At 63.3% G+C, this 24,029-nt stretch carries 17 protein-coding genes; 11 read left to right on the plus strand and 6 right to left on the minus strand.

Features of this window, described 5'->3' with window-relative positions; genetic code table 11:
• Positions 1–88: 88 nt before the first annotated feature.
• A complete protein-coding gene (locus ACMZ6R_RS06800; RefSeq protein ID WP_416110159.1) occupies positions 89–2,455 on the plus strand; it encodes a bifunctional diguanylate cyclase/phosphodiesterase in 2,367 nt (788 codons plus the stop codon).
• A gap of 105 nt (positions 2,456–2,560) precedes the next feature.
• Here the strand turns inward: ACMZ6R_RS06800 and ACMZ6R_RS06805 are convergent, their stop codons facing one another.
• The gene (locus ACMZ6R_RS06805; protein WP_416110160.1) at positions 2,561–3,673 is read right to left on the minus strand and encodes an N-acetylneuraminate synthase family protein; all 1,113 of its coding nucleotides are present in this window, start codon (positions 3,671–3,673) and stop codon (positions 2,561–2,563) included.
• 211 nt (positions 3,674–3,884) lie between these two features.
• Here ACMZ6R_RS06805 and ACMZ6R_RS06810 point away from each other — a divergent pair, with 211 nt between their 5' ends.
• The 4 genes from ACMZ6R_RS06810 to ACMZ6R_RS06825 are packed head-to-tail and all read left to right on the plus strand — an operon-like array spanning position 3,885 to position 8,400.
• Positions 3,885–4,658 (plus strand): ABC transporter ATP-binding protein, encoded by a 774-nt coding sequence (locus ACMZ6R_RS06810; RefSeq protein WP_416110161.1) that lies wholly within the window; start codon positions 3,885–3,887, stop codon positions 4,656–4,658.
• 11 nt (positions 4,659–4,669) lie between these two features.
• The gene (locus ACMZ6R_RS06815) at positions 4,670–5,431 is read left to right on the plus strand and encodes an acetolactate decarboxylase (RefSeq protein WP_416110162.1); all 762 of its coding nucleotides are present in this window, start codon (positions 4,670–4,672) and stop codon (positions 5,429–5,431) included.
• Positions 5,432–6,364 (plus strand): hypothetical protein, encoded by a 933-nt coding sequence (locus tag ACMZ6R_RS06820; protein WP_416110163.1) that lies wholly within the window; start codon positions 5,432–5,434, stop codon positions 6,362–6,364.
• An 11-nt stretch (positions 6,365–6,375) separates the two neighbouring features.
• Positions 6,376–8,400 carry an O-antigen ligase family protein gene (locus tag ACMZ6R_RS06825; RefSeq protein ID WP_416110164.1) on the plus strand — a complete coding sequence of 675 codons (2,025 nt, stop codon included), beginning with the start codon at positions 6,376–6,378 and terminating at the stop codon, positions 8,398–8,400.
• Here ACMZ6R_RS06825 and ACMZ6R_RS06830 read toward each other — a convergent pair.
• Positions 8,394–8,849, minus strand: a complete 456-nt coding sequence (locus tag ACMZ6R_RS06830; protein ID WP_416110165.1) for a hypothetical protein — start codon at positions 8,847–8,849, stop codon at positions 8,394–8,396. The genes ACMZ6R_RS06825 and ACMZ6R_RS06830 overlap by 7 nt on opposite strands.
• Before the next feature lie 192 nt (positions 8,850–9,041).
• On the opposite strand from ACMZ6R_RS06830, the gene ACMZ6R_RS06835 reads away from it, so the two are divergent.
• The 4 genes from ACMZ6R_RS06835 to ACMZ6R_RS06850 all read left to right on the plus strand — a co-directional run bounded on the left by ACMZ6R_RS06835 (position 9,042) and on the right by ACMZ6R_RS06850 (position 14,094).
• Positions 9,042–10,040, plus strand: coding sequence for a polysaccharide deacetylase family protein (locus ACMZ6R_RS06835; RefSeq protein WP_416110166.1), 999 nt, complete (start codon positions 9,042–9,044; stop codon positions 10,038–10,040).
• Between the two features lie 14 nt (positions 10,041–10,054).
• On the plus strand, positions 10,055–11,221 hold the full coding sequence (locus ACMZ6R_RS06840) for a glycosyltransferase (protein WP_416110167.1): 1,167 nt from the start codon (positions 10,055–10,057) through the stop codon (positions 11,219–11,221).
• 78 nt (positions 11,222–11,299) lie between these two features.
• Positions 11,300–12,814 (plus strand): sigma-54 dependent transcriptional regulator, encoded by a 1,515-nt coding sequence (locus ACMZ6R_RS06845; protein ID WP_416110168.1) that lies wholly within the window; start codon positions 11,300–11,302, stop codon positions 12,812–12,814.
• A gap of 8 nt (positions 12,815–12,822) precedes the next feature.
• Entirely contained in the window at positions 12,823–14,094 is a 1,272-nt protein-coding gene (locus ACMZ6R_RS06850) for a glycosyltransferase family protein (RefSeq protein ID WP_416110169.1), read from the plus strand.
• A gap of 113 nt (positions 14,095–14,207) precedes the next feature.
• Here ACMZ6R_RS06850 and ACMZ6R_RS06855 read toward each other — a convergent pair whose 3' ends face one another.
• The 4 genes from ACMZ6R_RS06855 to ACMZ6R_RS06870 form a co-directional block, all read right to left on the minus strand.
• On the minus strand, positions 14,208–14,819 hold the full coding sequence (locus ACMZ6R_RS06855; protein WP_416110170.1) for a LysE family translocator: 612 nt from the start codon (positions 14,817–14,819) through the stop codon (positions 14,208–14,210).
• Positions 14,820–14,891: 72 nt separating this feature from the next.
• Entirely contained in the window at positions 14,892–15,104 is a 213-nt protein-coding gene (locus tag ACMZ6R_RS06860; RefSeq protein WP_416110171.1) for a DinB family protein, read from the minus strand.
• Complete coding sequence (locus ACMZ6R_RS06865) at positions 15,101–17,056, minus strand: ATP-binding protein (RefSeq protein WP_416110172.1); 1,956 nt, start codon at positions 17,054–17,056, stop codon at positions 15,101–15,103. Before ACMZ6R_RS06865 ends, ACMZ6R_RS06860 begins: the two co-directional genes overlap by 4 nt.
• Before the next feature lie 269 nt (positions 17,057–17,325).
• A complete protein-coding gene (locus ACMZ6R_RS06870) occupies positions 17,326–19,233 on the minus strand; it encodes a sulfatase-like hydrolase/transferase (protein WP_416110173.1) in 1,908 nt (635 codons plus the stop codon).
• 449 nt (positions 19,234–19,682) lie between these two features.
• On the opposite strand from ACMZ6R_RS06870, the gene ACMZ6R_RS06875 reads away from it, so the two are divergent.
• Positions 19,683–20,132: a VOC family protein gene (locus ACMZ6R_RS06875; protein WP_416110174.1), complete on the plus strand. Its 450-nt coding sequence runs from the start codon at positions 19,683–19,685 to the stop codon at positions 20,130–20,132.
• Positions 20,133–20,336: 204 nt separating this feature from the next.
• The gene (gene dnaE, locus ACMZ6R_RS06880) at positions 20,337–23,819 is read left to right on the plus strand and encodes a DNA polymerase III subunit alpha (protein WP_416110175.1); all 3,483 of its coding nucleotides are present in this window, start codon (positions 20,337–20,339) and stop codon (positions 23,817–23,819) included.
• The last annotated feature ends 210 nt before the right edge of the window (positions 23,820–24,029 follow it).

Consider the following 24,029-nt stretch of genomic DNA (forward strand, 5'->3'; position numbering starts at 1 on the left):
CCAAGCACGACAGGGAGCGGGGTAGCGAAAGACGATTCCGCCCAAGATCTTGCCGGGCGCCCGGCCGCAGCGCACGCGAAGGAAGTCTATGCAGTTCTCGCCGTGTCTGAAAGAAGATGTACGTATCCCGGATGGTGGTCCCCTCGAGGGCTGCCAACTCCTTGGCCTGTTACAGCGGGAGCACCGGGAGCGCGTGGCCTGGCATGTCGCCAAAGGCGGCTTTCTCGGTCTCGTCTTGCTGGAGATCCAGGATTTTTCCTTGCTCCGCCGGCTGTTTCGGCCCGAGGTGGCCGAGGCCCTGGCCGGAACCATGGCCCGGGAGGTGCTGCGGGTGGCCGAGCGGCGCACCCGGGAGCATCCCTTGGGCTTGATGGAGGTGCTCGAGCCGTCCCGGGTGTTGGTGGTTGTCGGCTGCGAGGATGACGACGCCGAGGCTCTCGAACGCCTGGCCGCGGTGCTGCGCCTGGAGGCGCGGGGCCGGCTGCGCCAGGAGTCGGTGCGTTTGACCGGCCAGGCCCTGGAACTGCGCTGCGGCGCGGCCAGGGTCATAAGCCGGGGGCCGGTCGGGCTCGACATGGCCTTGGCCGCGGCCGTGGCCGAGGCCTCGCGCCGGGCCGGCGGAGGCGGCGCGCTGGCCCCCGCTTTGCGCGAATTTCGCGAGATTCTCGAGCTGCGCCGGGTGCGGGCCGTTTTCCAGCCCATCGTCAACCTGCGGGCCGGTTCGGTCTTCGCCTGGGAGGCGCTGGCCCGGGGACCCCGGGAAAGCACGCTGGAATCCCCGGCCATGCTCTTTGACGTGGCCGAGGAGGCCGGGGCGATCTTCGCCCTGGAGAAAATCTGCCGGGAGGCGGCCATCCGGGGATTCGCCAAACGCGAGCCCGGGGCCAAGCTCTTCTGCAACGTCCATCCCCGCACCCTGCTCGATCCCCAGTTCACCCCCGGCGAGACGCGGCGGCTGCTGGACAAGTACGGCATGGAGCCCCACGACGTGGTGCTGGAGATCACCGAACGCCACAGCGTGAAGGATTTCAACCTGTTTCATCGGACGCTGGCCCATTACCGCGACGCCGGCTACGGCGTGGCCGTGGACGACGTGGGCACGGGCTATTCCGGGCTCGTCTCCATCGCCGAGATCCAGCCGGATTTCATGAAGATCGACATGTCGCTGGTGCGCGGCATCGACGCCAATCCGGTCAAACGGGCGCTCATGGAGACGCTGCTCACTTTTTCGGAAAAGGTCGGCTGCCGCATCGTGGCCGAGGGCATCGAGACCGAGGCGGAGCTGGCCTGCCTGATCCGGCTCGGCGCGCATTTCGGCCAGGGCTTTTTCCTGGGCCGGCCGGCGGAAACGCCCACGCCCCTTTCCGAGGGGCCGCGTCTGGCCATTGTGCGCGGCGCGAACCGGGCCGCCGACGGGCTCAAATGTTCCTCGCCCATCAACGATCTGGCCGAGCGGCCCCATCAAGTGGAACGAAATGCCACCATTGGCGAGGTCAAACACTTTTTCGACGGCAACGAATCCGTGCACGCCGTGGTGGTGACCCAGGCCGGCCGGCCCGAGGGGCTCATCATGGGCCAGCACCTGGATAAGCTCTTGAGCTCCCAGTACGGGCTGTCCCTGTTCCTGCGCCGCGACGTGGGCCGCATCATGGACCCCTCGCCCCTGGCCGTGGAGTGGGACACGCCGGTGGAGGTGGCGGCCCAGGCGGCCATGGCCCGGGATCGGGACAAACTGTACGATCCGATCCTGGTCACCTGCCGGGGCCGGCTGTCCGGGCTGGTATCGGTGCAAAAAATCCTCGACGCCCTGGCCAGCGTCCAGGTGGAGATGGCCAAGGGGGCCAATCCGCTGACCGGCCTTCCCGGCAACGTGGCCATCGAGCGCGAGATAGCACGGCGCGCCGCCGCCGGCCGGCCGACCTGCTTCGTCTACGCCGATCTCGACAACTTCAAGGTCTTCAACGACGTCTACGGCTTCAAGGATGGGGACAAGGCCATCCTGCTGACGGCCCGCATCCTTGGCGAGGCGCTGTGCGCCCATGGCGGCCAGGACGATTTCCTGGGCCACGTCGGCGGGGACGATTTCATCATCCTGTGCGACGGCCCTTCGGCGGAACCGATCTGCCGGGCCGTGGCCCAATCCTTCGCCGCCGCCTCCTCGGCCCTCTACAGCGCCGAGGACCGCGAACGCGGCTACATCGAGGGCCAGGGCCGCGACGGCCGGGTGGGCCGGTTCGACCTGCTCACCATCTCCATGGGCGTCATCGACTGCGCCTTTGCCGTGCCCGTGACCATGGACGAACTGGGGCTGCGGGCGGCGGCGGTGAAAAAATACGCCAAGTCCCAGTCCGGCAATTCCTTCGTGCGCGACCGCCGCGCTCCCCTGGGGCTGCCTGATGCGCCGGGGCAGGAGGCCGAAAGGGCCGTCTGTCCGCCCCCACACGATACGATCTGATTGGCTTTGGCCGCTCCACCGTCGGAGGACGGGCGACTGCGTTTTCCGGGCGGCCGCCGCCTTGGGGGCGCGGGCGCGTCTGACGGTCGCGTCCGGCGGCTGCGGCTACAGGCCGGGTTGGGCGGCCTTCAAGGAACGCGGCGCTTCGGTGGTTTCCCTGGTGGCCAGCATGTCCCAGGACACCATGTCGTCCTGGCGCGCCGGGCAGGTGAGCAGGCAGCCGGCCACGGCGTCGAGCAGAAGCGGCGACAGCCCGGTGCCCGGGCATTTGACGGTCAGGTCCTCGGGAGCGAGCACGTGTCCGGCCGGCAGGTCTCGGGAAAAGACCACGGACTTGCGCAGTTTGGCGGCCGCGCCCGCCTCGCCGGGGAAAACGCGCTTGCGCAAGACGCGCATGGCCGCCTCGGCCTCGCGCACCATGGCGGCCATGGCCGCGAACTCCGCAGGCGACAGCGACGCCTGGTGGTCGGTGCCCGGCAGCGTCTTGTCCAGGGTGAAATGGCGCTCGATGACCGCCGGGGCGAAGGCCGTGGCGGCGATCGTCGGGCCAAGGCCGCGCTCGTGGCCGGAATAGCCCACCGGCAGGCCGTAGCGGCGGCGCAGGGCATCGATCAGCGGCAGCCCCACCTGCTCGTCGGGGCAGGGGTAGGAGCTGTTGCAGTGCAGCAGCACGATGCGGTCGTGGTAGCGGCGCAGTTCGGCCACGGCCGCGTCCACCTCGGGCAGGCCGCTCATGCCGGTGGACAGGATCACGGGCAGGCCGGTCGCGCCGGCCAGGCGCAAAAGCGGCAGGTTGACGAGGTCGGCCGACGGGATCTTCAGCAGTTCCACGCCGAGATCCACCAAGAGGGCCAGGCTGGGCGCGTCCCAGGCCGAGGCGAAAAAGGTGAGGCCCAGCGATTCGGCCAGGGCCTTGAGTTCGGCGAGGGCTTCGCCGGAGAGTTCCAGCGCGGCCCGGTGGCGGCCGTAGGTCGCACCGAAGCTGTTTTTGCCGTTGTATGGTGCGTCCAATCCGGCCTTGGTGAAAAGGGCGGCCATGTCGCGTTTTTGAAATTTGACGGCGCAGGCACCGCTGGCGGCCGCGGCGCGGACCATCTCCCGGGCCATATCCAGGCAGCCCTGGTGGTTGTTGCCGATTTCGGCCACCAGAAAGGCGGGACAGCCCGGGCCGATCAGCTGGCCGGAACGGAGGCGGATAAGCGGTGCGGCGGTGGGCATGAAGCGTTTGTCTCCCAAGCGGCGGCGAACGCGCCGCGCCTTGTGATGCTAGCCTCGAAACGAGGACAGCACAAGCCGGGCCTGTGAAACGGCGGAAATTGCCGCCCGGCCATGAATTTTGCAATCCTCGTGCCGTGCCGGGGGTTCTTGCCTTTGGCCGCGTTTGCGTTCAAGATGCTTCGATTTCGCTAAACGGACGCAAAAAAACGCCATGACAAAACCCTTCATCGAAATACGCGGCCTCAAAAAGGCCTTCGCCGGACAACCCGTGCTTTGCGGCGTGGACATGACCGTGCCCGAAGGGGAAGTCACGGCGGTCATCGGCAAGTCGGGCGAGGGCAAGAGCGTGCTTTTAAAGCACATCATCGGCCTGCTTGCCCCCGACAGCGGCGACATCCTTTTTAACGGCGCGCCCCTGGCCGCGGCCAGCCATGCCGACCAGCGGGAATTCCGCCGGCGGTGCAGCTACATGTTCCAGAACATGGCCCTGTTCGATTCCATGACCGTCTACGACAACATCGCCTTGCCGCTTCGGGAAACCGCCCGGCTGTCCGAAACGGAAACCGGGGAGCGGGTGCGGGCCATGGCCGGGCGGCTGGAACTTACCGGCATCCTCGGCAAATATCCGTCCCAGATTTCCGGCGGCATGCAAAAACGCGTCGCCCTGGCCCGGGCGCTGGTTACCGAGCCCCGGCTGATCCTTTTCGACGAACCGACCACCGGTCTCGATCCCATCCGCAAGGCCTCGGTCCTGGCGCTCATCGACCAGTCCCGGCGACAATTCGGGTTTACGGCCATCCTGGTCAGCCACGACATCCCCGACGTGTTCGAGGTGGCCGGCCATGTGGCCATGCTCGACGGCGGCCGTATCGTCTGGGAGGGTTCTCCCCAGGCCATCACCGCCTGCGACGATCCGGTGGTGCGTCGGTTCCTGGCCGGCGAGCCGGAACCGGAAGAGGCGGAGCGGATCGCCCAAGCCGGCTGACAGGGGGCTTTATGCGAAACGGTGCGCACTGTCGGCGCGTGGCGATTCTTGCCGCCGCCCTCTGGCTTGTTCTTTCGGTCCCGGCCCTTGCCGCCGTCCTGTACCAGGTCGGCACCATCGCCTCCCTGTCCGCCGGGGACTACGAAGGCCGGGAGACCTTCGCCACCCTGGCCCGCCACGGCGATTTCGGGCTTGGCACCTTCGAAAACCTCGACGGCGAGATGGTGGCCGTGGACGGCGGGTTTTACCAGGTGACGAGCGACGGCGTGGCCCGGCCCGTCGCTCCCGGCCGCAGGACGCCCTTTGCCCAGGTGGTCTTTTCCCGGGGCAGCCTCGATTGCGGCCGGCTGGACGGCCTGGACCTCAAAGCGATCGCCGCCGCCCTGACTTCCCGGCTGCCCGACCCGGCCCGCCAGTACGCGGTCCGGGCGGACGGGCTTTTTTCCGCCATCACGACCAGAAGCGTGCGGGCCCAGGCCAAGCCCTGGCCGCCCCTGGCCACGGCCATCAGGGGCCAGGCCAGCTTCCCCATGGAAAACGTCCAGGGCACGCTGGTCGGCATCTACACCCCCCCGGGGATGCAGGCGCTTTCGCCCACGGGCTGGCATTTCCATTTCCTGACCGCCGACCGGCGGCACGGCGGCCATGTGCTGGCGGCCCGGGCCGAGGCCGTCAAGGCGCGCGGCGACCGCATCGACGCCATGACCGTTATTTTCCCGGAGCATCCCGCTCCGTGTCCCGACGCGCCTCGGCCGGAGGCCGGAGCCGAATAGATGGCCTGGGATCTTTTCGCCTTTTTCATGCCCGGCGAACGTCGTCCGGCTCCGGCCGCCCGCGATGCCGGGATACTGGCCGCCCGCTCCATGGCCGGGGAGTACCTCTCCCGGGCCAGACTGCGGCTGGACGGCCTTTCCGCCCTGCTCGAAACCGACGACCGGCGCGACGCCGCCCTGGTGGCCGCGCTTTTGGCCGAGGACCTGGACGCGGCCGGGGATATTCTGACCCGGGATGCCGGCCTGCCCCTGGCCGAGGCCCGGGCCATGCTCGGGCCATTGCCCGCCGCCGCCGATCTGGCCGCTTTCGCCGCCAAGGCGCGGGCGCGGCTGACGTTCCTGGAAAAAGAGCTGGCCAGCCGTATCGCCGGTCCCTGGCGTACGGACGCCGACCGCTTCACCGCCCGGGCCATGCGCCGGGCCAGACTGTCCCTGGTCGTGCTGGTGCTTGTCCTGGCCGGGGCGATCCTTTTTGGCGACGCCGTGGCCAAGAAACGCCGCGCCTTTATCGCCGGCCTGACCTTGGAGCATCAGCGCACGGCGGCGACTGAAGCCCTGGCCGCGTTGTCCAGGCTGGCCGTGCGGGCCAAGACCGCCACGGGCCGGCCCCTCTGGGCGGTAACCGGTCGCAACTGTTCCCGCTGCGGCTGCCAGGGCCGCGACCTGCGCACCGTCCCGGACGGCGACAAGTGTGTGCGGCAGTGGCGCGAAGCGCTTGACCGCATCGGCCATGCCGCCGGCGCCTCGGACAAGGAGTTGGCCCGGTTCGCGCGCGATCCCTGGGGCGCGCCCTATCTGCTCAATGAAAACGAAGGCGAAAGCCCGGATTTCCCCTGCCTGCCCGATACCTTCGCCACGGCCGGGCAAAACGGGCTGGCCGGCGACGGCGACGACATCCAGGCGGCCGTCCCCAACGCCTTCTGCCCGAAGTAGGGGCCCGGCGCATGGACGCTTCTTCCCCCGTTGCCGCCGCCCAGGGCGCATCCCCCTTTTCCCGGGCCGTCTCCGGGGCCGGATTTTTCGCCGGCGTGCTGCTCGTGGCCCCGCACGCCCTGCTTACCTCCCTGCCGCTCGCCCGGGCCGGCTGGTCGGCCGCGGGACTTGTGGCCTTTTTGTGGCTGTGGGGGCTGGCCATGGCCGTCTCCCGGCGTGGCCTCGCCTTCGGACTGACGTTGCTCGGTTTTTCCCCGTTTCTTTTCGGGGCCCAGGCCTACGTCTATCCGGGCGTGGCCTTCGGCCTGCTGGCGGATGTGGCGGCCCTGGCCTTTTGCTGGCGAAACGCCGGCCGGGATGCCGCGACGCCTGGCCGCGCCGGTCCCACGGGCGCGCTGTTGGCCGCCTTGGCCGCCCTGGCCCTTGGCTCCACGCTGCTGTTGCCCTGGGCCAGGTTTTGGCAGGAGCTGTCCCTTTTCGGGCCGGGCGGTTTTTTCGCGGCCATGGCCTTTTCCCCGGCCGACGCGCCGGGCTACGCCCTGGCCGGGGCCTGGCGGCTGGCCATTTTCGCCGTGCTGGCCGGGGAACTTGCCCGGCTCGATTTTCCGGACCGCTTCGGCTGCCTGATCCGGGGGCTGGTGGGCGGGCTTCTTACCGCCATCGTCTTTGGCCTCCACGAGCATTTCCAGGGCGACCATTATCTGCTGCACTACCGGTTCACCTCGCTTTTCGCCAATCCGGGCTGGTTTGCCGAATACGCCGCCGTGGCCGCGCCGTATCTGCTCACGCTGCTGGCGGGCTCCGGCTGGCGGCGGCGCGGATTGGCCGCGTTGGGACTGGCCCTTTGCGGCGCGGCAATGGTCCTGACACTCGCCCGGGCCGGCTGGATCGCCGGCAGCCTGACCTTTTTCGCGGCCGGCTGGCTCTATTTTCGCGAGAACCGCTTTGTGCATTTCCGCCGGCCCTATGGGCATCTGCCGACCCTGGCCGTGGCCGGGGCGCTGGTGGTGGGCATCGCGTTATGGGGCGCGGGCCGGGAGCTTTCGGCCGTAAGCCGGCCCATCAATGCGCTTTTGGCCCAGCGTGTGGACAATTTCACCGATTCGCCGCGTCCGGCGCTTTTTCGCTCCGGGCTTCTGATCGCGGCCGAGCGGCCGGTCTTCGGCATGGGCTTTGCGAGCTACGCCCGGCACTATCCGGTGCTTCTGGCCACGCCCGGGGCCTGGCTCAACCGGTACGGCGACGCCAGGGCCGAGGTGTTCGAGACGCCGCACAGCCTGTACGTCCAGCTTGTGGCCGGGCTCGGCGTGGCTGGGCTGTTCGTCTGGCTGGCCATGGCCGGCCGGGCGGGCTGGGTGCTGTGGCGGCGGGCGCGCGACTATGCCAGCCTGCCGGACGCGGCCATGCTGCTTTCCCTGGCTGCGTTCCATATCTATGCGTTTTTTCAGGAAATGTTTTACGTGCCGGCGATCTTGTTCCTGCTTTTCATTCCCCTGGCCCGGGCCATGGCCCTGGAGGTCAGGGCGGCGCGCCAGGGCCGGGCCGGCCGGGCGGACAGGACGGGCTGGGTCGGGGCGGCGGCCACGGGCGTGGCCCTGTGCGGCATCCTGGCCTACGGCCTGGATATCGGGCTTGGCGGCACGGCGGCGCGCCTGGGGCTCTACGACTGGCTGCCGCCCGGAGACAAGGTCGTTTTCGAGGGGTTTTATCCGCCCGAGCAGGGACGGGGGCGGACCTTTCGCTGGAGCGCCGGGGACGCTGTGCTGCTCGTGCCGCCGGGAACCGGCAGCCTGACGCTGTCCCTTGCGGCCGTGTCACCGACCGAAGCGACGTTTTTTTCGCCGGCCGGGCTGTGGGCCACGGTCCGCCTCGACAGCCGGCCGGTGACGTTGACCCTGCCCGTGCCCGAGGCGGGCGGCGGCCGGGCCGTGCCGCTCTTCCTGGCGCCCGCCCGGACGTATTTGCCCCAGGCGGTCTCCGGCGCGCCCGATCCCAGGCGTCTCGGCCTGGCGGTCGGCGTCCCCGGCGATCACTGATTGTCGGTATTGCGCTCGAACACCCGCATTTCGTTGACCACCAGGTTGCCGATCGCGCGCACCTGCTCGTTGTCCTGGTTTTCCACCAGATCGCCCAACAGCTTGATGTCCTGGGGAATGCCGGCCAGGATCACCTTGCGCACGTCGTCGAGCCGGGCCTTGACGTATGTCCGGTCGCGCTTGGCGGCCATGTGCTCGAGGACATCGGCCAGATTCAGGATCACGTAGGCTTTTTCGGCGTAGATGGCGGAAACGGCGGTCAGGTGGGACAGGATGTTCTTCTCGCCGGTCTGGGACGCCTTGAAGTAGAGGTCGGCGGCCTTGGTGGCGTATTCGTTGAAGTGCTCGTAGGAGGCGCGAAAGTGCCTGGACGCGCCGAGAACCGGGGGCGCGGCGGCCAGGAGCATGGCCAGGCACAGGGCGCAGGAAGATGACAGTTGTGTACGCATGCGGACTCCGTTGACAAAGGGGCCGCCAGCGGACGTGCTCCAGGCGGCAAGCGCCACATACCAGTTTTTGCCCGGGCGTCAAAGCGCCGGGGCTCCGGAGGGTCGGCCGGCGGCGCATTGACTTTTGGCGCTTTTGGGATAGGAATGCCGCGATTTCCAAGCGTCAGGACTTTTACGCCGTCTGGACCAGCCATGAAACATACCGCCTTCTTCCGCGTCGCCGGCCTGTTGTTTTTTGTCGCCCTGCTGTCCTTGCCGCCTGCCCCGGCCCGGGCGGGCATGGTCTCGATCGTGTTCGACGACGGCCTGGAAAGCGTCTACCAGTATGCCTTTCCGGTCCTCGAAAAGCTCGGCCTGCCGGCAACCGTCGGCATCATCGCCAATCGGGTGGGCCGGGGCGACCCGGACTTCATGACCGTGGCGCAGATTCGCGATCTGGCCAAGGCCGGCTGGGAAGTGGCCTCCCACAGCCTGACCCACAAGCGGCCCATCGACATCCCCAAGTTCTACTCCCAGGAAAAATGCCTGCTCTTAAAGCCCGTGCGCGGCCAGCGCGCCGTGTACGAAGCCAAGTACAAGTACGAGGAACTGGCCGGTCTGGTGGAGAACGGGCGGCTGCTGCGGGAACACGCCAATGACGCGCTCGTGCGGTCCGAGCCGGGCAGCTATTATTACGACGAACTCATCGGCGAGGTCCTCGTGCATCCCTTCGAGCCGGCCGATGTCGCAAAGCAGCGGATTCTGGCCATCTCCTACGAAAGGGAGATGGACCAGTCCAAGGCCGTGCTTACCGGTATGGGCTTTGCCGTGACGACCTACATCACCCCGCACAACTACTGGACCCCGGAGATGAGCGCGCTCTCCAAAAAGTTCTATTCCCAGGTGGCCGACGGCGGGGACGACTGCAACCGCAAGGGGTCGACCGACCGCTTCTGGCTCAAGCGCTATACCGTGCACGCGGACGACACGGCGGAATCCCTCATCGCCCTGGTCAAACAGCACGCCATACGCGAGGACGCCTGGGTCATCTTCTGCATGCACGGCATCGGTTCGGATCTGGGCTGGGAGCCCTGGGATGCGGGCAAACTGGCCGAACTGGCGGAATTTCTCAAAAAACAGGCCGTGCCCGTGGTCACCGTCGACCAGGGCGTCAAACTCTGGTTCGCGGGCAAGGGAACGCCCCGCATTTAAAAAAGGACGTACAGGTGAAACGCCCCCTGCGCATCCTGGTCGCCGGTTTTGCCATTGGATTTCCCCTGGGCGGCCAGTTGTGGATGATGTTGCATTTCCTCTCCGGCTTACGCCGCCTCGGTCATGAGGTGGTCTTCCTCGAAGATACGTCCAACTGGGCCTACCCCTTCGATCCGGTGCTCGGCTATCCGGTGTGCGAGTCCGTGCGCGGCCGCGCCACCGTGGACCGCCTGTTTCGCCGGGCGGGGCTGGCCGGGTGCTGGGCCTATGTCAGCGAGATCGAGGACAAGCTCTACGGCATGGACCGGGCCACCCTGGACCGCCATCTGCGCGAAGCCGACTTTTTTCTCAACATCTCGGGCATCGCGCCCTTCAAGGAAGAGTACTTCCAGGCCCCGGTCAAGGCCATTATCGACACCGACCCGGTCTTCACCCAGGTCAAGGTGGAGCGCGACCCCTGGACCCGCGACTATTACGCCGCCCACGACGTCTGCTTCACCTACGGCTACAACCTGCCCACCGGCCGGACGGAAGTGCCGCTTTCGGGCGTGGACTGGAAGCCGCTTCTGCCGCCGGTGGTCCTCGACGACTGGCCGGTGGGCGTCGGTTCCGGCGACAGCTTTACCACCATCGGCACCTGGGAGGCCAAGGACCGGGACGTGGAGATCGCCGGGCGCAGGCTTTCCTGGCGCAAGAACGTGAAGTACGAGGCCATTCTCGATTTGCCGACCACGCTGCGCGACATTCCTCTCGGCATGGCCATGGGCGGCATGTGCGACGACGCCTGGCGCTACGCCAACGCCGGCTGGATCGTGCGCGACGCCCTGGACGTTTCGCGCGATCCCGACGTATACCGCGACTACATCCGGGGCTCGCGGGGCGAGTTCACCATCGCCAAGGACCAGAACGTGGTGCTCAAAAGCGGCTGGTTTTCCGACCGCACGGCCACGTATCTGGCGGCCGGCCGGCCGGCGGTGGTGGAGGACACGGGCTTTGGCGACTACCTGCCGGTGGGGGAGGGGCTTTTCCCCTTCGAAGGGCCCGATTCCGCCGTGGCGGCGCTTCGGGCGGTGGAGGCCGACCCCCTCCGGGCGGGCAAAGCGGCCCGGGAGATCGCCGGCGACTATTTCGACAGCGACAAGGTCCTCACCGGGCTCCTGAAGGAATGCGGGTTGGCCTGAGGCCCGCTTTGCGACGATTGGGGGGAATTGTTCCCGAATTGATTGAAAATCGTTTGACTTCGGGCTAATAGGTCGCCGATGGCGGAAAAGACGATACTTTTTGTCGCCCCGGCCCAGGCGGTGACCCAATTCTTCCCGTATTTCAAGGAAGCGGGCATCGCCGCAGGCATCGCCGATTCCCTGGCCGCCGCCCTGGCCTCCATCCGCAAGTCGTCGCCCTGCCTCGTCTTTTCCCAAGCCAAGATAGGCATCTACACCGCCGAGGCCTTGCTTGCCGCCGGGCAAAAGGACGAGGCGTTTCCGCCGGTCATCGTTTTCACCGACCGGGGCACCGCCGCCGAGGCCGCCCGCTGCCTGGAACTCGGGGCCAGGGACTACTGGCTCGAACCGCTGACCTGGGAGAAAATCCAGGCCGTCATGCCGGAGAAGGCCGAGCCGCTCGAACCGACACCGGCCCCGGAAGCCGCGTCCGCCCGCCACGGCGCGGGAGCCGCGCCCTCCGGCAAGGGCTTCGCCATCGTCGGCGAACACCCGGCCATCCTCCGGGTCCTGGCCCTGGCCCGGCAGGTGGCCCGGTCCAAGGCCACGGTGCTCATTTCCGGCGAATCCGGCACCGGCAAGGAGATGTTCGCCCGCTACCTGCACGCCAACTCCGACCGGGCCGAAGGCCCCTTTATCGCCATCAACTGCGCCGCCCTGCCCGAACATCTGCTCGAATCCGAGCTGTTCGGCCACGAAAAGGGCTCATTTACCGGAGCCATCGCCCGCAAGCTCGGCAAGTTCGAGATGGCCTCGGGCGGCACGCTGCTCCTCGACGAGATTTCCGAGATGGACCTCGGGCTCCAGGCCAAGCTCTTGCGCGTGTTGCAGGAAAGCGAGTTCGACCGGGTCGGCGGCACCGAGACGGTGCACGTGGACGTGCGGGTGTTGGCCACCACCAACCGGCGCATGGAAGACGCCGTGGCCGAAGGGAAATTTCGCCAGGACCTCTATTACCGCCTGAACGTCATCCCGCTCAAGCTCCCGCCGCTGCGGGAACGCGGCCAGGACGTGCCCAGGCTCGCCGCCTTTTTCGTGGACAAGTTCCGCAAGTCCTACGAACTGCCCCCGCTGGCTTTTGCCGCCGACGCCAAGGAGTGGCTTCTCTCCTACGACTGGCCGGGCAACGTGCGCGAACTGCAAAATCTCATGGAGCGGGCCGTGCTGCTGGCCGGCGCCGGCCCCATCCACAAGTCCCATTTCCTGCTCGACGGCGACAGCGACGGCTGGCAGGACGGCACCGGCGAGGCCTGCGGGGACACGCCCGGGAACGCATCCGAAAACGCTTCCGGCGCACCCGGGGGCGAAGGCGCGGCCGGGGGAGCCGGGAGGGACGACAGTTTCGCCGAGGCCTCCCGCCTGTTCGACCAGACGCCGGCGGCCGGCGTGGGCGAATTGATGCCGCTTGATGTCATGGAACGCCACATGATCATCAAAAGCCTGGACCGCACCGAGGGCAACCGCACCCAGGCCGCCCAACTGCTCGGCATTTCCGTGCGCACGCTGCGCAACAAATTAAACGAATACCGCAAGCTCGGCATCGAAGTTCCCTGACGTTTCCGATGGGCGCCCCCACCACCTACAATATCCTGATGTATTCCCACGACACCTACGGTCTGGGGCATCTGCGGCGAACCATGGCCATCGCCGAGCACCTGCGCCAGCGCGGGGTCAATATCCTGATCCTCACCGGCTCGCCCCTGGCCGGCCGCTACGAGACGCCCGAAGGCGTGGACTTCGTGCGCATTCCGGGCATGATCAAAAAGACCAACGAGGAATACCTGCCCCTTTCGATCAAGATCAACGCCCGCCATGCCTTAAACATCCGGCGCAACATCATCGTGGCCACGGCCAAGGCCTTTCAGCCCCATCTTTTCATCGTGGACAAGGCGCCCATGGGACTGCGGCGCGAGGTGATGCCGACGCTCAAGTGGCTCAAGCGCTGCATGCCGCGTACGCGTACCATCCTCGGGCTTCGCGACATCATGGACGACGCCGCCTCCACCACCCGGGAGTGGCGCGAGAAAGGCGTCTACGAGGTGCTCGACCAGTATTATTCGGAAATCTGGGTCTACGGGGACCGGGACCTCTACGATCCCATCGCTGAATATGCCATCCCGGAGAGTATCAGCCGCAAGATGGTCTTTACCGGCTACATCCCGCGCCATGTGCCCACGAGCCAGGCCATGGCCCGCACCAGACGCGAGGAGCGGCTTTCCAGCCACGACCGGCTGGTGGTGGTCACCACCGGCGGCGGCGGGGACGGCTTTCCGCTCATGGACGCGTATCTCTCGATGCTGGAAGCCGGCAACGCCCCGGCCCACCGGGTGATTTTCGTGACCGGGCCCTTCATGCCGCGCCCCGAGCGGGAAAACGTGGCCAAGCGGGCCGGCCGGTTGCGGGCCCGATTCTACCACTTCTACCGCCGCATGGAGACGCTGATCGGCCTGGCCGACGTGGTGGTGACCATGGGCGGCTACAACACCACCTGCGAGATTTTGTGCCAGGGCAAGCCATCGCTGGTCGTGCCCCGGGAGGTGCCGCGCCTGGAGCAGCGCATCCGGGCCGAGGTCCTGAGCGCTCGCGGGCTGCTCGAATACCTGTCCTGGGACAGCCTCTCGCCCGAGACCCTGCGCGAGAAGCTCACCCGGCTCCTCGACGCGCCGGAGCCCTACAAGGCGGCCATGGCGGGTTTCCCTTTTACCGGCCTGACCGTCATTTCCGAACGCCTGGCCTGCTTTCGCCAAGGCCTGCGCCGCGCGGGCGAAGAGCCGGGGGGAAACCTTTCTTGCAGAAAGGTTCTCCCCCCGGACCCCCTTTCCAAAGACTCATAACGGTAACAGCCCGTCACCGTTAAAAGTTTTTGGGAGGGGAGAGCGCGAGAGGGGAACCCTTTTTTCAAAAAGGGTTCCCCTCTCGCACGTTCTTCTCCTCTCGCTCCTCCATCCTAATGCGCGAAAAAGACCGCCCAGAGGCCGAAGACGGCGATCAGCCAGCCCGAGACGCGTTTGATGGTGCGCATGTGGGCCAGGAGCCGCAACCGCAGCAGCTTGCCGCCGAAGGCGATGGCCGCCCACCAGATCATGGAGCCGCAGAAAACGCCGGCCACCACCATCGCGGCCTCGCTGGCGTGGGCATTGACCTGGCCCAGGCCGAATCCGGCGAAAATGGCCAGAAAGGCGACCACGGTCAAAGGGTTGGTCAGCGTCAGCAGGAAGATGGAGGCGAACGCTCCGGCATAGCGCTTTTTGGGGGGCGTTTCCGCCGGCCGGGGCGGGGCCTTGGACAGGGCCAGGCGCAGCCCCATGCCCATCAGGAAAAGTCCGCCCCCGGCCTGGAGCACCTGGGCATGCGCGGCCAGGAAATCCGACACGAAGGTCAGGCCGAAAGCGGCGACGGCGCCGTAAAAGGCGTCCGCCGCAGCCGCGCCCACGCCGGAGAGCAGGCCCACCCGCAGCCCCATGGTGATGGCCCGGCCAAGACACAGCATGCCGACCGGGCCGAAGGGCATGGCGATAATGGCCCCGATGGCCACGCCTTTGAGAAAGAATGCAAACATGTCAAAGGGCTATCTGGTTTTCAACCACGGGGCAAGGCGCAGTGGTCTTGAGGCGTTGCCGCAAACGTGGCGTCACTCCCGGGATTCCCGCGTGTAGCCGAACAGGTCGATGTCCGCCGCCTTGATGCCGCAGACGCCGAGCAAACCGTGGATCTGGCCGCGGTGATGCGTCTGGTGGTTGAAGAAGTGGGCCAGGCACAGGGCCAGTGGCTTGGCCAACTCGGCGTACAGTCGTGCATTGGCCCAGCGGTTGTAGCGGGAAAGGGTCACGAAAATATCTTTCACGGGTGCGGCTCCTTAGCGGCGGGCGCGGTCCGGCGACGGCCCGTCCCCGCTTCCCGCAGCACGCGGGCGATGGTTTCCTTCAGCACTTCCTTTTCCACGGGCTTGGCGATGTAGCCGTCCATTCCGGCGGCCAGGAAGCGCTGCCCGTCGCCATCCATGGCATAGGCCGTCATGGCCACGATAGGCGTGTCCGCCTTGTCGCCGTAGGCGTCGCGGTCCCGAATTTCCTGCGTTGCCCGCACGCCGTCAAGGATCGGCATCTGGATGTCCATGAAGACGAGGTCGAAATCCTCCTTGGCGAACAGGTCCAGTGCCTGCCGGCCGTCCTCGGCCGTCACCACCACATGCCCCAGGTGTTCCAGGATATGCCGGCAGGCGAGGGCGCTTATTCGGTCGTCTTCGGCCAGGAGAATCCGCAGCCCGGGTGCGGGTGTTCCGGCGGGGCGGGGCGCGTCCCGGGGCACGGCCGTTTCCGGTTGCTGCGGGAGTTCCAGCGGCAGGGACAGGGAAACGGTCGTGCCATGGCCTTCTCGGCTTTCGAGCGTGATTTCGCCGTCCATGAGGCGGGTGAGCTTTTTCACGATGGAAAGCCCCAGCCCCACGCCCTGGGTGGGAGGGAGCGTGTCCGGACGGGCCTGGGTGAAGGGTTCGCAGATACGGGCCATGAGCGTTTCCGGGATGCCGATGCCGGTGTCGGCCACGGTGAACAGCAGGCGGATGCGTCGTTCCTCGACCCGTATGGGTTCGACGGCCAGGGAGACTGTGCCCTGGGTGGTGAATTTGATGGCGTTGCCGATGAGGTTGAACAGAATCTGCCTGATCCGGACCGCGTCGCCCTGGAGATCGTCCGGAAGGCCGGGGGCTACGGAAAAGGACAGGGACAGCCCTTTTTTCCGGGCCGAGAAGCTGAAGAGCTCCTCGATGGAGGCGACGAGTTCGCTCAACTTGAAGGGGCCCGGCGTGATCCGGATCTTTCCCGCCTCGATGCGCGAGAGGTCCAGGATGTCGTTTAAAAGCTGGGCCAGCCGCCGGGAGGCGCGTATGGCGGCCCCGATAAACCGCTGCTGTTCGGCCGAGGGCGTGGTATCCTCGAGGGCCTGGAGCATGCCCAGGATGCCGTTTAAGGGTGTGCGGATCTCGTGGCTCATGTTGGCCAGGAACTCGGTCTTGGCGCTGTTGGCCAGCTCCGCCCGCTGCCGGGATTCGATCAAGTCGGCTTCGATCTGCTTTTGCGCGGTCACGTCCTGGATGGTGCCGAAAATCTTATTGTCCGTGGAATCGTAGGTGGCGCGCGAGTTGATGTCGATGACGGCACCGTCTTGCGGGCGGCGGATCTTGAACGTGACGTCGTAGGGGATGCCCCGGGCCACGAGGTCCGTCAGGGCCGCGTCGAGCATGGGACGGTATTGGGGCAGTGGAATGTGCTGCACCTCCCCAAGCGTATAGTGGCGGTTTGGGTCCATGCCGTAGATGCGTCGCGCCCCTTCCGAGGTGGAGAGGGTGCCGTCCGTGAGGGCGACTTCCCAGTTGCCCGTCTGGGCCACGAGTTCGGCGCGTTGCAGCCGTGTTTTGCTTTCTTCCAACTCCCTGGTCTTCTCTTCGATTTCGAACAGTTTTGTCCTGTTTTTTTTCTCCAGCGCGCCGACCAGGAAGGCCATGGCCGGCATGGTCATGAGGAAAACGGCCAGCCGGGAGACGTCGCGTGGCGTGTAGACGAGAAAATGCCCGGGTTTTGACCAGTAACAGAGGAGAAACAGGAAGGTGATGGCCACGCTGAGCGTCCCCGCGGCATACCCGCCGAGGGAGGCGGACAGGACGATGGCCAGTGACAGGAAAAGGACCGGGTTGGGCACGACGACGCCGTTTATCGCCAAAAAAGCCAGCACGGCCTCGATGCCGATGATGAGCAGGGGGCCGGCCAGGATTATTGTCCAGGACGTTTTTTTCTGCATGCCTGTGCCTGCGGCGTGGATGCGTTCCGTCGTCCCGGAAAAAAAGGACGCTGTGCACTATTATCATAATTGTAGCGGATAACTTGCCAAAGCGAAAGGGGAAAGGGGCTCCCGGGTTCCCCGTGGTAGTCCCGCTCAGCCCTGCCGCCCAGCGCTGCGCCATACCTCCAGCCGGGCGATCAGATGCGTATCTGACGGTGTTTTCTGGAAATGCGTGGCGGGGGGGGGCCACGCATGGCCATATGTCGTGGGAAAATATGTTTGTCGGCTTAGTTGAGTTGCGGATTGAAAATGTCACATGATGATGGCAAGGGATTTTGTTCTCCGGGGTCTTGGTTTAGATAGTAATATATACACTGATTTTTGTTTTTGATGTACTTATATAGTTGGTCATTGTTCTTTTGTATGATGGAAAGGATTGGGGCTGACCATGTGGTTTGGTGGTATGTTTTGCGTTGCTTGTGCTCTGCAGTTAAGGCGTTGCCTTCCCAGGTCGATGGAATGGGTATGTTAATGAGATTTAATATTGTAGGAGCAATATCGATTTGGCTCGCGTAGTCTAAATAGAGCTTTTCCCCATGGTCTGTCCTGATAAATAGGATGGGTATGTTGATGAATTCATGGTAAAGATGATATGCGTGATTAAAATAACCGTGTTCTCCCAGTCCCTCGCCATGGTCGCCAAGAATAATTATTATACTATTTTCGAGATAGCCATTGGATTTGAGACCTTCGTATATGTTGTTAATGACATAGTCTGCTTGTTTAACCCCGTTGTCGTAAAAATTTGTGTCACCGTCAATCAGACTTTTTTCCTTTGAGAACGTTGTTGGAGATGACACACATTTAGATGGTGTATATTTTGTAAATCCTTCAAATTTATTGCCTAGGGCGTGTGCTGACATGATATGGAAAAAGAAAAAATAGTGTCCATCTGAATATTTCTTTAGATGTTTAATTCCTTCTAATATGACATGATCATCCAGGGCGGCGTATTTGTGTGTGGTGTCGCAATTATATATGTCTGTATTGTCTGCGCTATAAAGGCGGTATAAGCCTTTGTAGTTTGGAATATCGGAAGAGTAAAATCTCAATTTGTACCCAATGGTCTCTAATACGCTTTGTAGGCGAATGTTGCTGGATTTCATGTTACTGTATGATTTTGAAAGGAGCGTGCTTCCGATACCGCACATCGTTTCGGAACATGTTGATGTCGCGATGCGGGCATTTTCAATTTTCCCCGCCCGGTATAATGAATCCAGGAATGGAGTCGTGTCTCTATGGTAACCATTGTATCCCAAGTGATCAGCCCTGAATGTATCAACGACAAGAATAATTATATTAGGCAATTTAAAGTTAGTGTTTTTTTGTGTTTCATTGAATTCTTCTAACTTTTTTAAATATTTTCCGGTTGGTGTTGTATGGTGAGTGTCAATGCTGAATGCAATGCTATTGAAATTCCATTCATTATCATCTAGCGTCCATGATAATAAGATGTTATTTTTGGCAAAGAGTTCTTGCTTAGTCCATGCCAGGTTTAGGCAAAGTAGAATAAGAATTAGTACAAAAACTGGTTTTGCTATGTATCTTTTTATGTACGTCGTCGGCTTTTCCCTCTTGTGAAAGTATTTGTTGAGTTGCTTTAATGCGGCGTAGTGTATGCAAATTATAATCAATATGAGCATAAACAGGGAAAAGCATGGCGTTATTATATTGATGTTAGCTGTCGTGCATATTCGTTGTGTTATTGTTGGGAGATACTGGATATTCCATTTGTAGACTTTGGATTCAAAAAGTGCCATTGTTACAAAGTTATATATTAATATGAAGTATACTAAGGAGAATAGTATTCCAGAGTATAATGAAAAAAATAGTATTGTTCTTTTTATTTTGAAAGCGTAGCATAGTATAGATATAACGAGAAGGCCAAAAAATAACGCTGCGGTTATAAGTGAGAAGTGTAAAATTAAATAAAAAAATAGGCCGTGTGAGAATATACTGTAAAGAAATATATCTATATAATACTTAAGCATTGAAGGATGTCTGAATACAGCCTCAGTGCTTTTGATGAGAATATCGTTCTTGTTAATGTATAGAAATAGTACTATGTTTAAAACAGTATGCACACCAGCTAACAGTATAATATAACGAGTTGATTTTGAATAATATTTATTCACAGTGTCGTTCCTGAATGCAGCTAGGCGTTCTTTCGATGCGGGAAAGGGCTGATGCCATAGCCGTTTCGATTTCAGTTATCTGAAATTTTCGTTGTTGAAAAGCCACATTTTTTCAGAGTGCTGTTGTCTGAAACGGCAATATTGTATCAATGTATCCGAGACTGTATCTGCCGAAAAAGATAGTAGATTGTTTGTGCTAAACAAGGTGCATTGTATGTTTAATATTGTTTTTAGAGTGTTAGTCGCAATACCTTGGAAATGGCGCTGCCGGAATTTTCAAGCTAGATTTTGATTTTATTCAATTTTTAGGTATCTACTACTGTAAGGATGTAATGCTTGTTTTGCAACAGTCCCCCCGCATGTTTTCCGGTGGGTTGGGCTTGTTGCCTGATTGATGCATTTTCGATATTTTTGAAGCGGTCATCACTACGGCAAAGGAGTACCCCGCCATGTCCACCCGCTACGTCCACACCAACATCATTGCCCGCGACTGGCGGGCGCTGACCTCCTTTTACATCCGCCTGTTCGACTGCCGGCCCGTGCCGCCGGAACGCGACCTGTCCGGCGACTGGCTCGATGCCGCGACCGGGCTTGACGGCGCGCATATCACCGGCCTCCACTTGCGCCTGCCCGGGCATGGCGACACCGGCCCCACGCTGGAAATCTTCTCCTACGACGCCCTGGAAGAACACCCCGAGGTGGACGCCAATACGCCGGGGTTCGCCCATATCGCCTTTCTCGTGGACGACGTGGCGGCCAAGGCGCGCGAGATGCTCGACGCCGGCGGATCGGCCGTGGGGGAACTTGTCTCGCGCGAGGTGCCGGGCGTCGGCAAACTCACCTTTCGTTACATGCGCGACCCCGAGGGCAACATGATCGAGATTCAAAGCTGGGGCTAGTGGCGGGCCTCCATGTATTCCTCAAGCAAACCATTGGAATAACTTATTTATTCGTGAAACGCGGATGTGCCCTTTACCGGGCGCGACACGGAGTCGCCCGGTAAAGGGAGTGATTTCCGGGCCGTTTCCAGAAGCGCCCGGGTGCGCTATATCGCCCTGGGGCGGGGTATCCCGCGCCCAGGATTTTTACCCCCAAAAGTACCCATGTCCGATTTCGTCCATCTGCACTGCCATACCGAGTACAGCCTCCTCGACGGGGCCATCCGCATCGGCGATCTCGTCAAGACCGCCAAGGGTTTCGGCTGTCCGGCCGCGGCCATAACCGACCACGGCAACCTTCACGGCGCCTTGATGTTCTACGATTACGCCAAGAAGGCGGGGCTCAAGCCCATCATCGGCTGCGAGGTCTACGTGGCCAAGGAGGACCGGCGCAAAAAAGACGCCCGCTCCCCCCGCGACGCCGGCTACCACCTGGTGCTCCTGGCCAAGGACATGACCGGCTACCACAACCTGCTCAAGCTCGTGTCCAAGGGCCACCTCGAGGGCTTTCACTACAAACCCCGCGTGGACAAGGAGTTGCTCGGCCAGTACGGCGAGGGGATCATCGCCCTGTCCGCCTGCCTCAAGGGCGAGATCAACCAGAAGCTGTTGCGGGAGAGCAGGGATGCGGCCGTGGCCACGGCCAAGGAGTACGCGGCCCTGTTCCCGGACCGGTTCTACCTGGAAATCCAGGACAACGGCATCCCCGAACAGACCACGGTCAACAACTTCCTCATCGAGCTGTCGGACGACCTCAAGCTGCCGCTTGTCGCCACCAACGACTGCCACTACCTCCACGCCGACGACGCCGAAGCCCACGACATCCTGCTGTGCATCCAGACCGCCGCCTGCGTGGACGACGTCAAGCGCATGCGGTTTACCTCCAAGGACCTCTACTACCGCTCCCCCGAGGAGATGGCCGAGGCCTTCAAGGATGTGCCCCAGGCCCTGGCCAACACCTGCGAGATCGCCGACCGCATCGACGTGAAGCTCGATTTCGAGGGCTACCATTTTCCGGTCTACAAGGCCCCGCCCGGCAAGTCCCTGGACGACGTCATGAGCGGCATGGCCCGGGAAGGCCTGAAAAAGCGCCTGGCCAAGATGCCGGACGTGGACCCGAAGAAATATTGGGACCGCCTGGAACTCGAACTCGACGTCATCACGAAGATGGGCTTCCCGGGCTACTTCCTCATCGTCCAGGACTTCATCAACTGGGCCAAGGACCACGATATCCCCGTCGGGCCGGGGCGTGGTTCGGCGGCCGGCTCCCTGGTCGCCTATTCGCTGCGGATCACCAACCTCGATCCGATGCCCTACGACCTCTTTTTCGAGCGCTTCCTCAATATCGAGCGCGTGAGCATGCCCGATATCGACGTGGACTTCTGCGAACGCCGCCGCCACGAGGTCATCCGCTACGTCACGGAGCATTACGGCGCGGACGCCGTGGCCCAGATCACCACCTTCGGCACCATGAAGGCCAAGGGCGTGGTGCGCGACGTGGGCCGGGCGCTCGGCATGACCTTCGGCGAGACCGACCGCATCGCCAAGCTCATTCCCGAAGACCTCAAGATGACCATCGACAAGGCGCTGGAGCTTGAGCCGGAACTGAAAACCCTCGTGCGCACCGATCCCCGCATTGCCCACCTCATCGACATTTCCCGCCGCCTGGAAGGCCTGGCCCGCCACGCCTCCACCCATGCCGCCGGCGTGGTCGTGTCCGACAAGGCCATGACCGAGTACGTGCCGCTCTATAAGGGGAAAAACAACGAAACCGTGACCCAGTGGGACATGAAGCGCGTGGAGAAGTCCGGACTGGTCAAGTTCGACTTCCTGGGGCTCAAAACCATCACGGTCATCGACGATGCGCTGAAAATCATCCGCGAGATGGGGGAGGAGCCGCCCGACTTCGAAACCCTGCCCATGACCGATCCGGCCACCTACGAACTCTTCGCCCGGGGCGACACCGACGGCATCTTCCAGGTGGAAAGCCAGGGCATGCGCAAGTATCTGCGGATGCTCAAGCCCAACTGCTTTGAAGACCTGATCGCCATGCTCGCCCTCTACCGCCCGGGGCCGCTCGGGTCCGGCATGGTCGAGCTGTTCATCCGCCGCAAGCACGGCCTGGACCCGGTCGAGTACCCGCATCCGCTCCTGGAGGAGACGCTCAAGTCCACCTACGGCGTCATCGTGTACCAGGAACAGGTCATGAAGATCGCCCAGGTGCTGGCCAACTATTCCCTTGGCGGCGGCGATCTGCTGCGGCGGGCCATGGGCAAGAAAAACGCCGAGGAAATGTCCCGGCAGCGCGCCATTTTCGTGGAGGGCTGCGCCCAAAACAAGATCGACGCCAAAAAAGCCAACGAAATTTTTGACTTGATGGAGAAGTTCGCGGAGTACGGCTTCAACAAGTCCCACAGCGCCGCCTACGCCCAGATTTCCTACCAGACCGCCTATTTGAAGGCCCATTACCCCGTGGCCTTCATGGCGGCCCTGATGACCTCGGACATGGAAAACCAGGACAAGCTCCTGCAATACATCGCCGCCTGCCGCGACAATGACATCGAACTGTGCCCCCCGGACGTCAATGCCGGGCTGCCGCACTTTTCCGTCAAGAACAACAAGATCCTCTACGGCCTGGCCGCCGTCAAAAACATCGGCCGCGACGCCGTGCTCGAAATCGTGGCCGAACGCGAGCAAAACGGCCCCTTTTCCTCGCTGCTCGACCTCACCAGCCGCGTGAACATGCGCAAGGTCACCAAGCGCGTCATCGAATATCTCATCAAATGCGGGGCCTGCGACGGCTTCGGCTGCACCCGGGCCGGACTCTTCGCCGGGCTCGATCAGGCGGCCACGGTGGGCCAGAGACGGGCGGCCGATAAGAACGAAGGTCGCCTGTCGCTGATGGAGCTTATGCCCGACAAGCCCAAGCCCACCGTGGGCCTGGGGTTTTCCTGCGCCGAGGCCGAGCTGCCCGAATGGCTCCACGAAGAAATGATGGCCTACGAAAAGGAAGCCCTCGGCTTCTACCTCACCAGCCATCCGCTTCTGGCCTACGAGCGCGACCTGCGCGCCATGCGCGTCACGACCCTGGCCCAGTGCGCCGGCCTGGAACCCGGCGTCGAGGTCAAGGTCCCCTGCATCTGCGTCACCACCAAGGAAATCATCACCAAGAAAGGCCAGAAGATGGCCTTCTGCAAGCTCGAGGACCATCTCGGCGGCGAAGCCGAAGTGGTCGTTTTCTCCGATTGCTACGCCCTTTGCCGCGAAAACCTGGCCGCCGACGCGCCGCTTTTCATCACGGCCAAGATCGGCCAGACCGAACAGACCGAAGGCGAGGGCAAGCAGCTCATCAAATTGCAGGCCGTGCGCATCGACCCCCTGTCCAAGATCATCGGCGGCAGCGACGAGCCCGTGGAAGTGCTGGTGGCCTGCCCCGAGGAAAAGGCCGTACCCCTGGACCCCCTTGCCGACATCCTGCGCCGCTATCCCGGCCAGTGCTCCGTGCATCTGGTGCTGCATCTCCCCAAGGCCGTCTGCCGGTTGCGCCTGGGGCCGGGCTACGGGGTGCGGCGCTGCCCGGAACTGCGCCGCGAACTGGACGATTTCGAGCACGGCATGGTGCCGGCCCGGCCGTCTGCCGTGCGGTAGCGCGGAAGGGAAGGCGGTAGGGAAGGCGGCAGGGGAGAGGACCGGGCTCTGCCCGGACCCGCCGGGAGGCGAGCGCGCCCCCCGGACCCCCCGTTTGGTGTGCTTTGGTCGGGCGGGACGAGGGCAGGAGAGCGGGAGTCGGTTGGGTGAGGATGGCGGCGGAATTTGCCGGGACGCTGCCGCCGCTTGCGCGGCAGGCTCGTCCCGGCA

Origin of the sequence: Solidesulfovibrio sp. C21, assembly GCF_047785625.1 — a bacterium.
In the GTDB taxonomy this organism is placed as follows: Bacteria; Desulfobacterota; Desulfovibrionia; order Desulfovibrionales; family Desulfovibrionaceae; genus Solidesulfovibrio.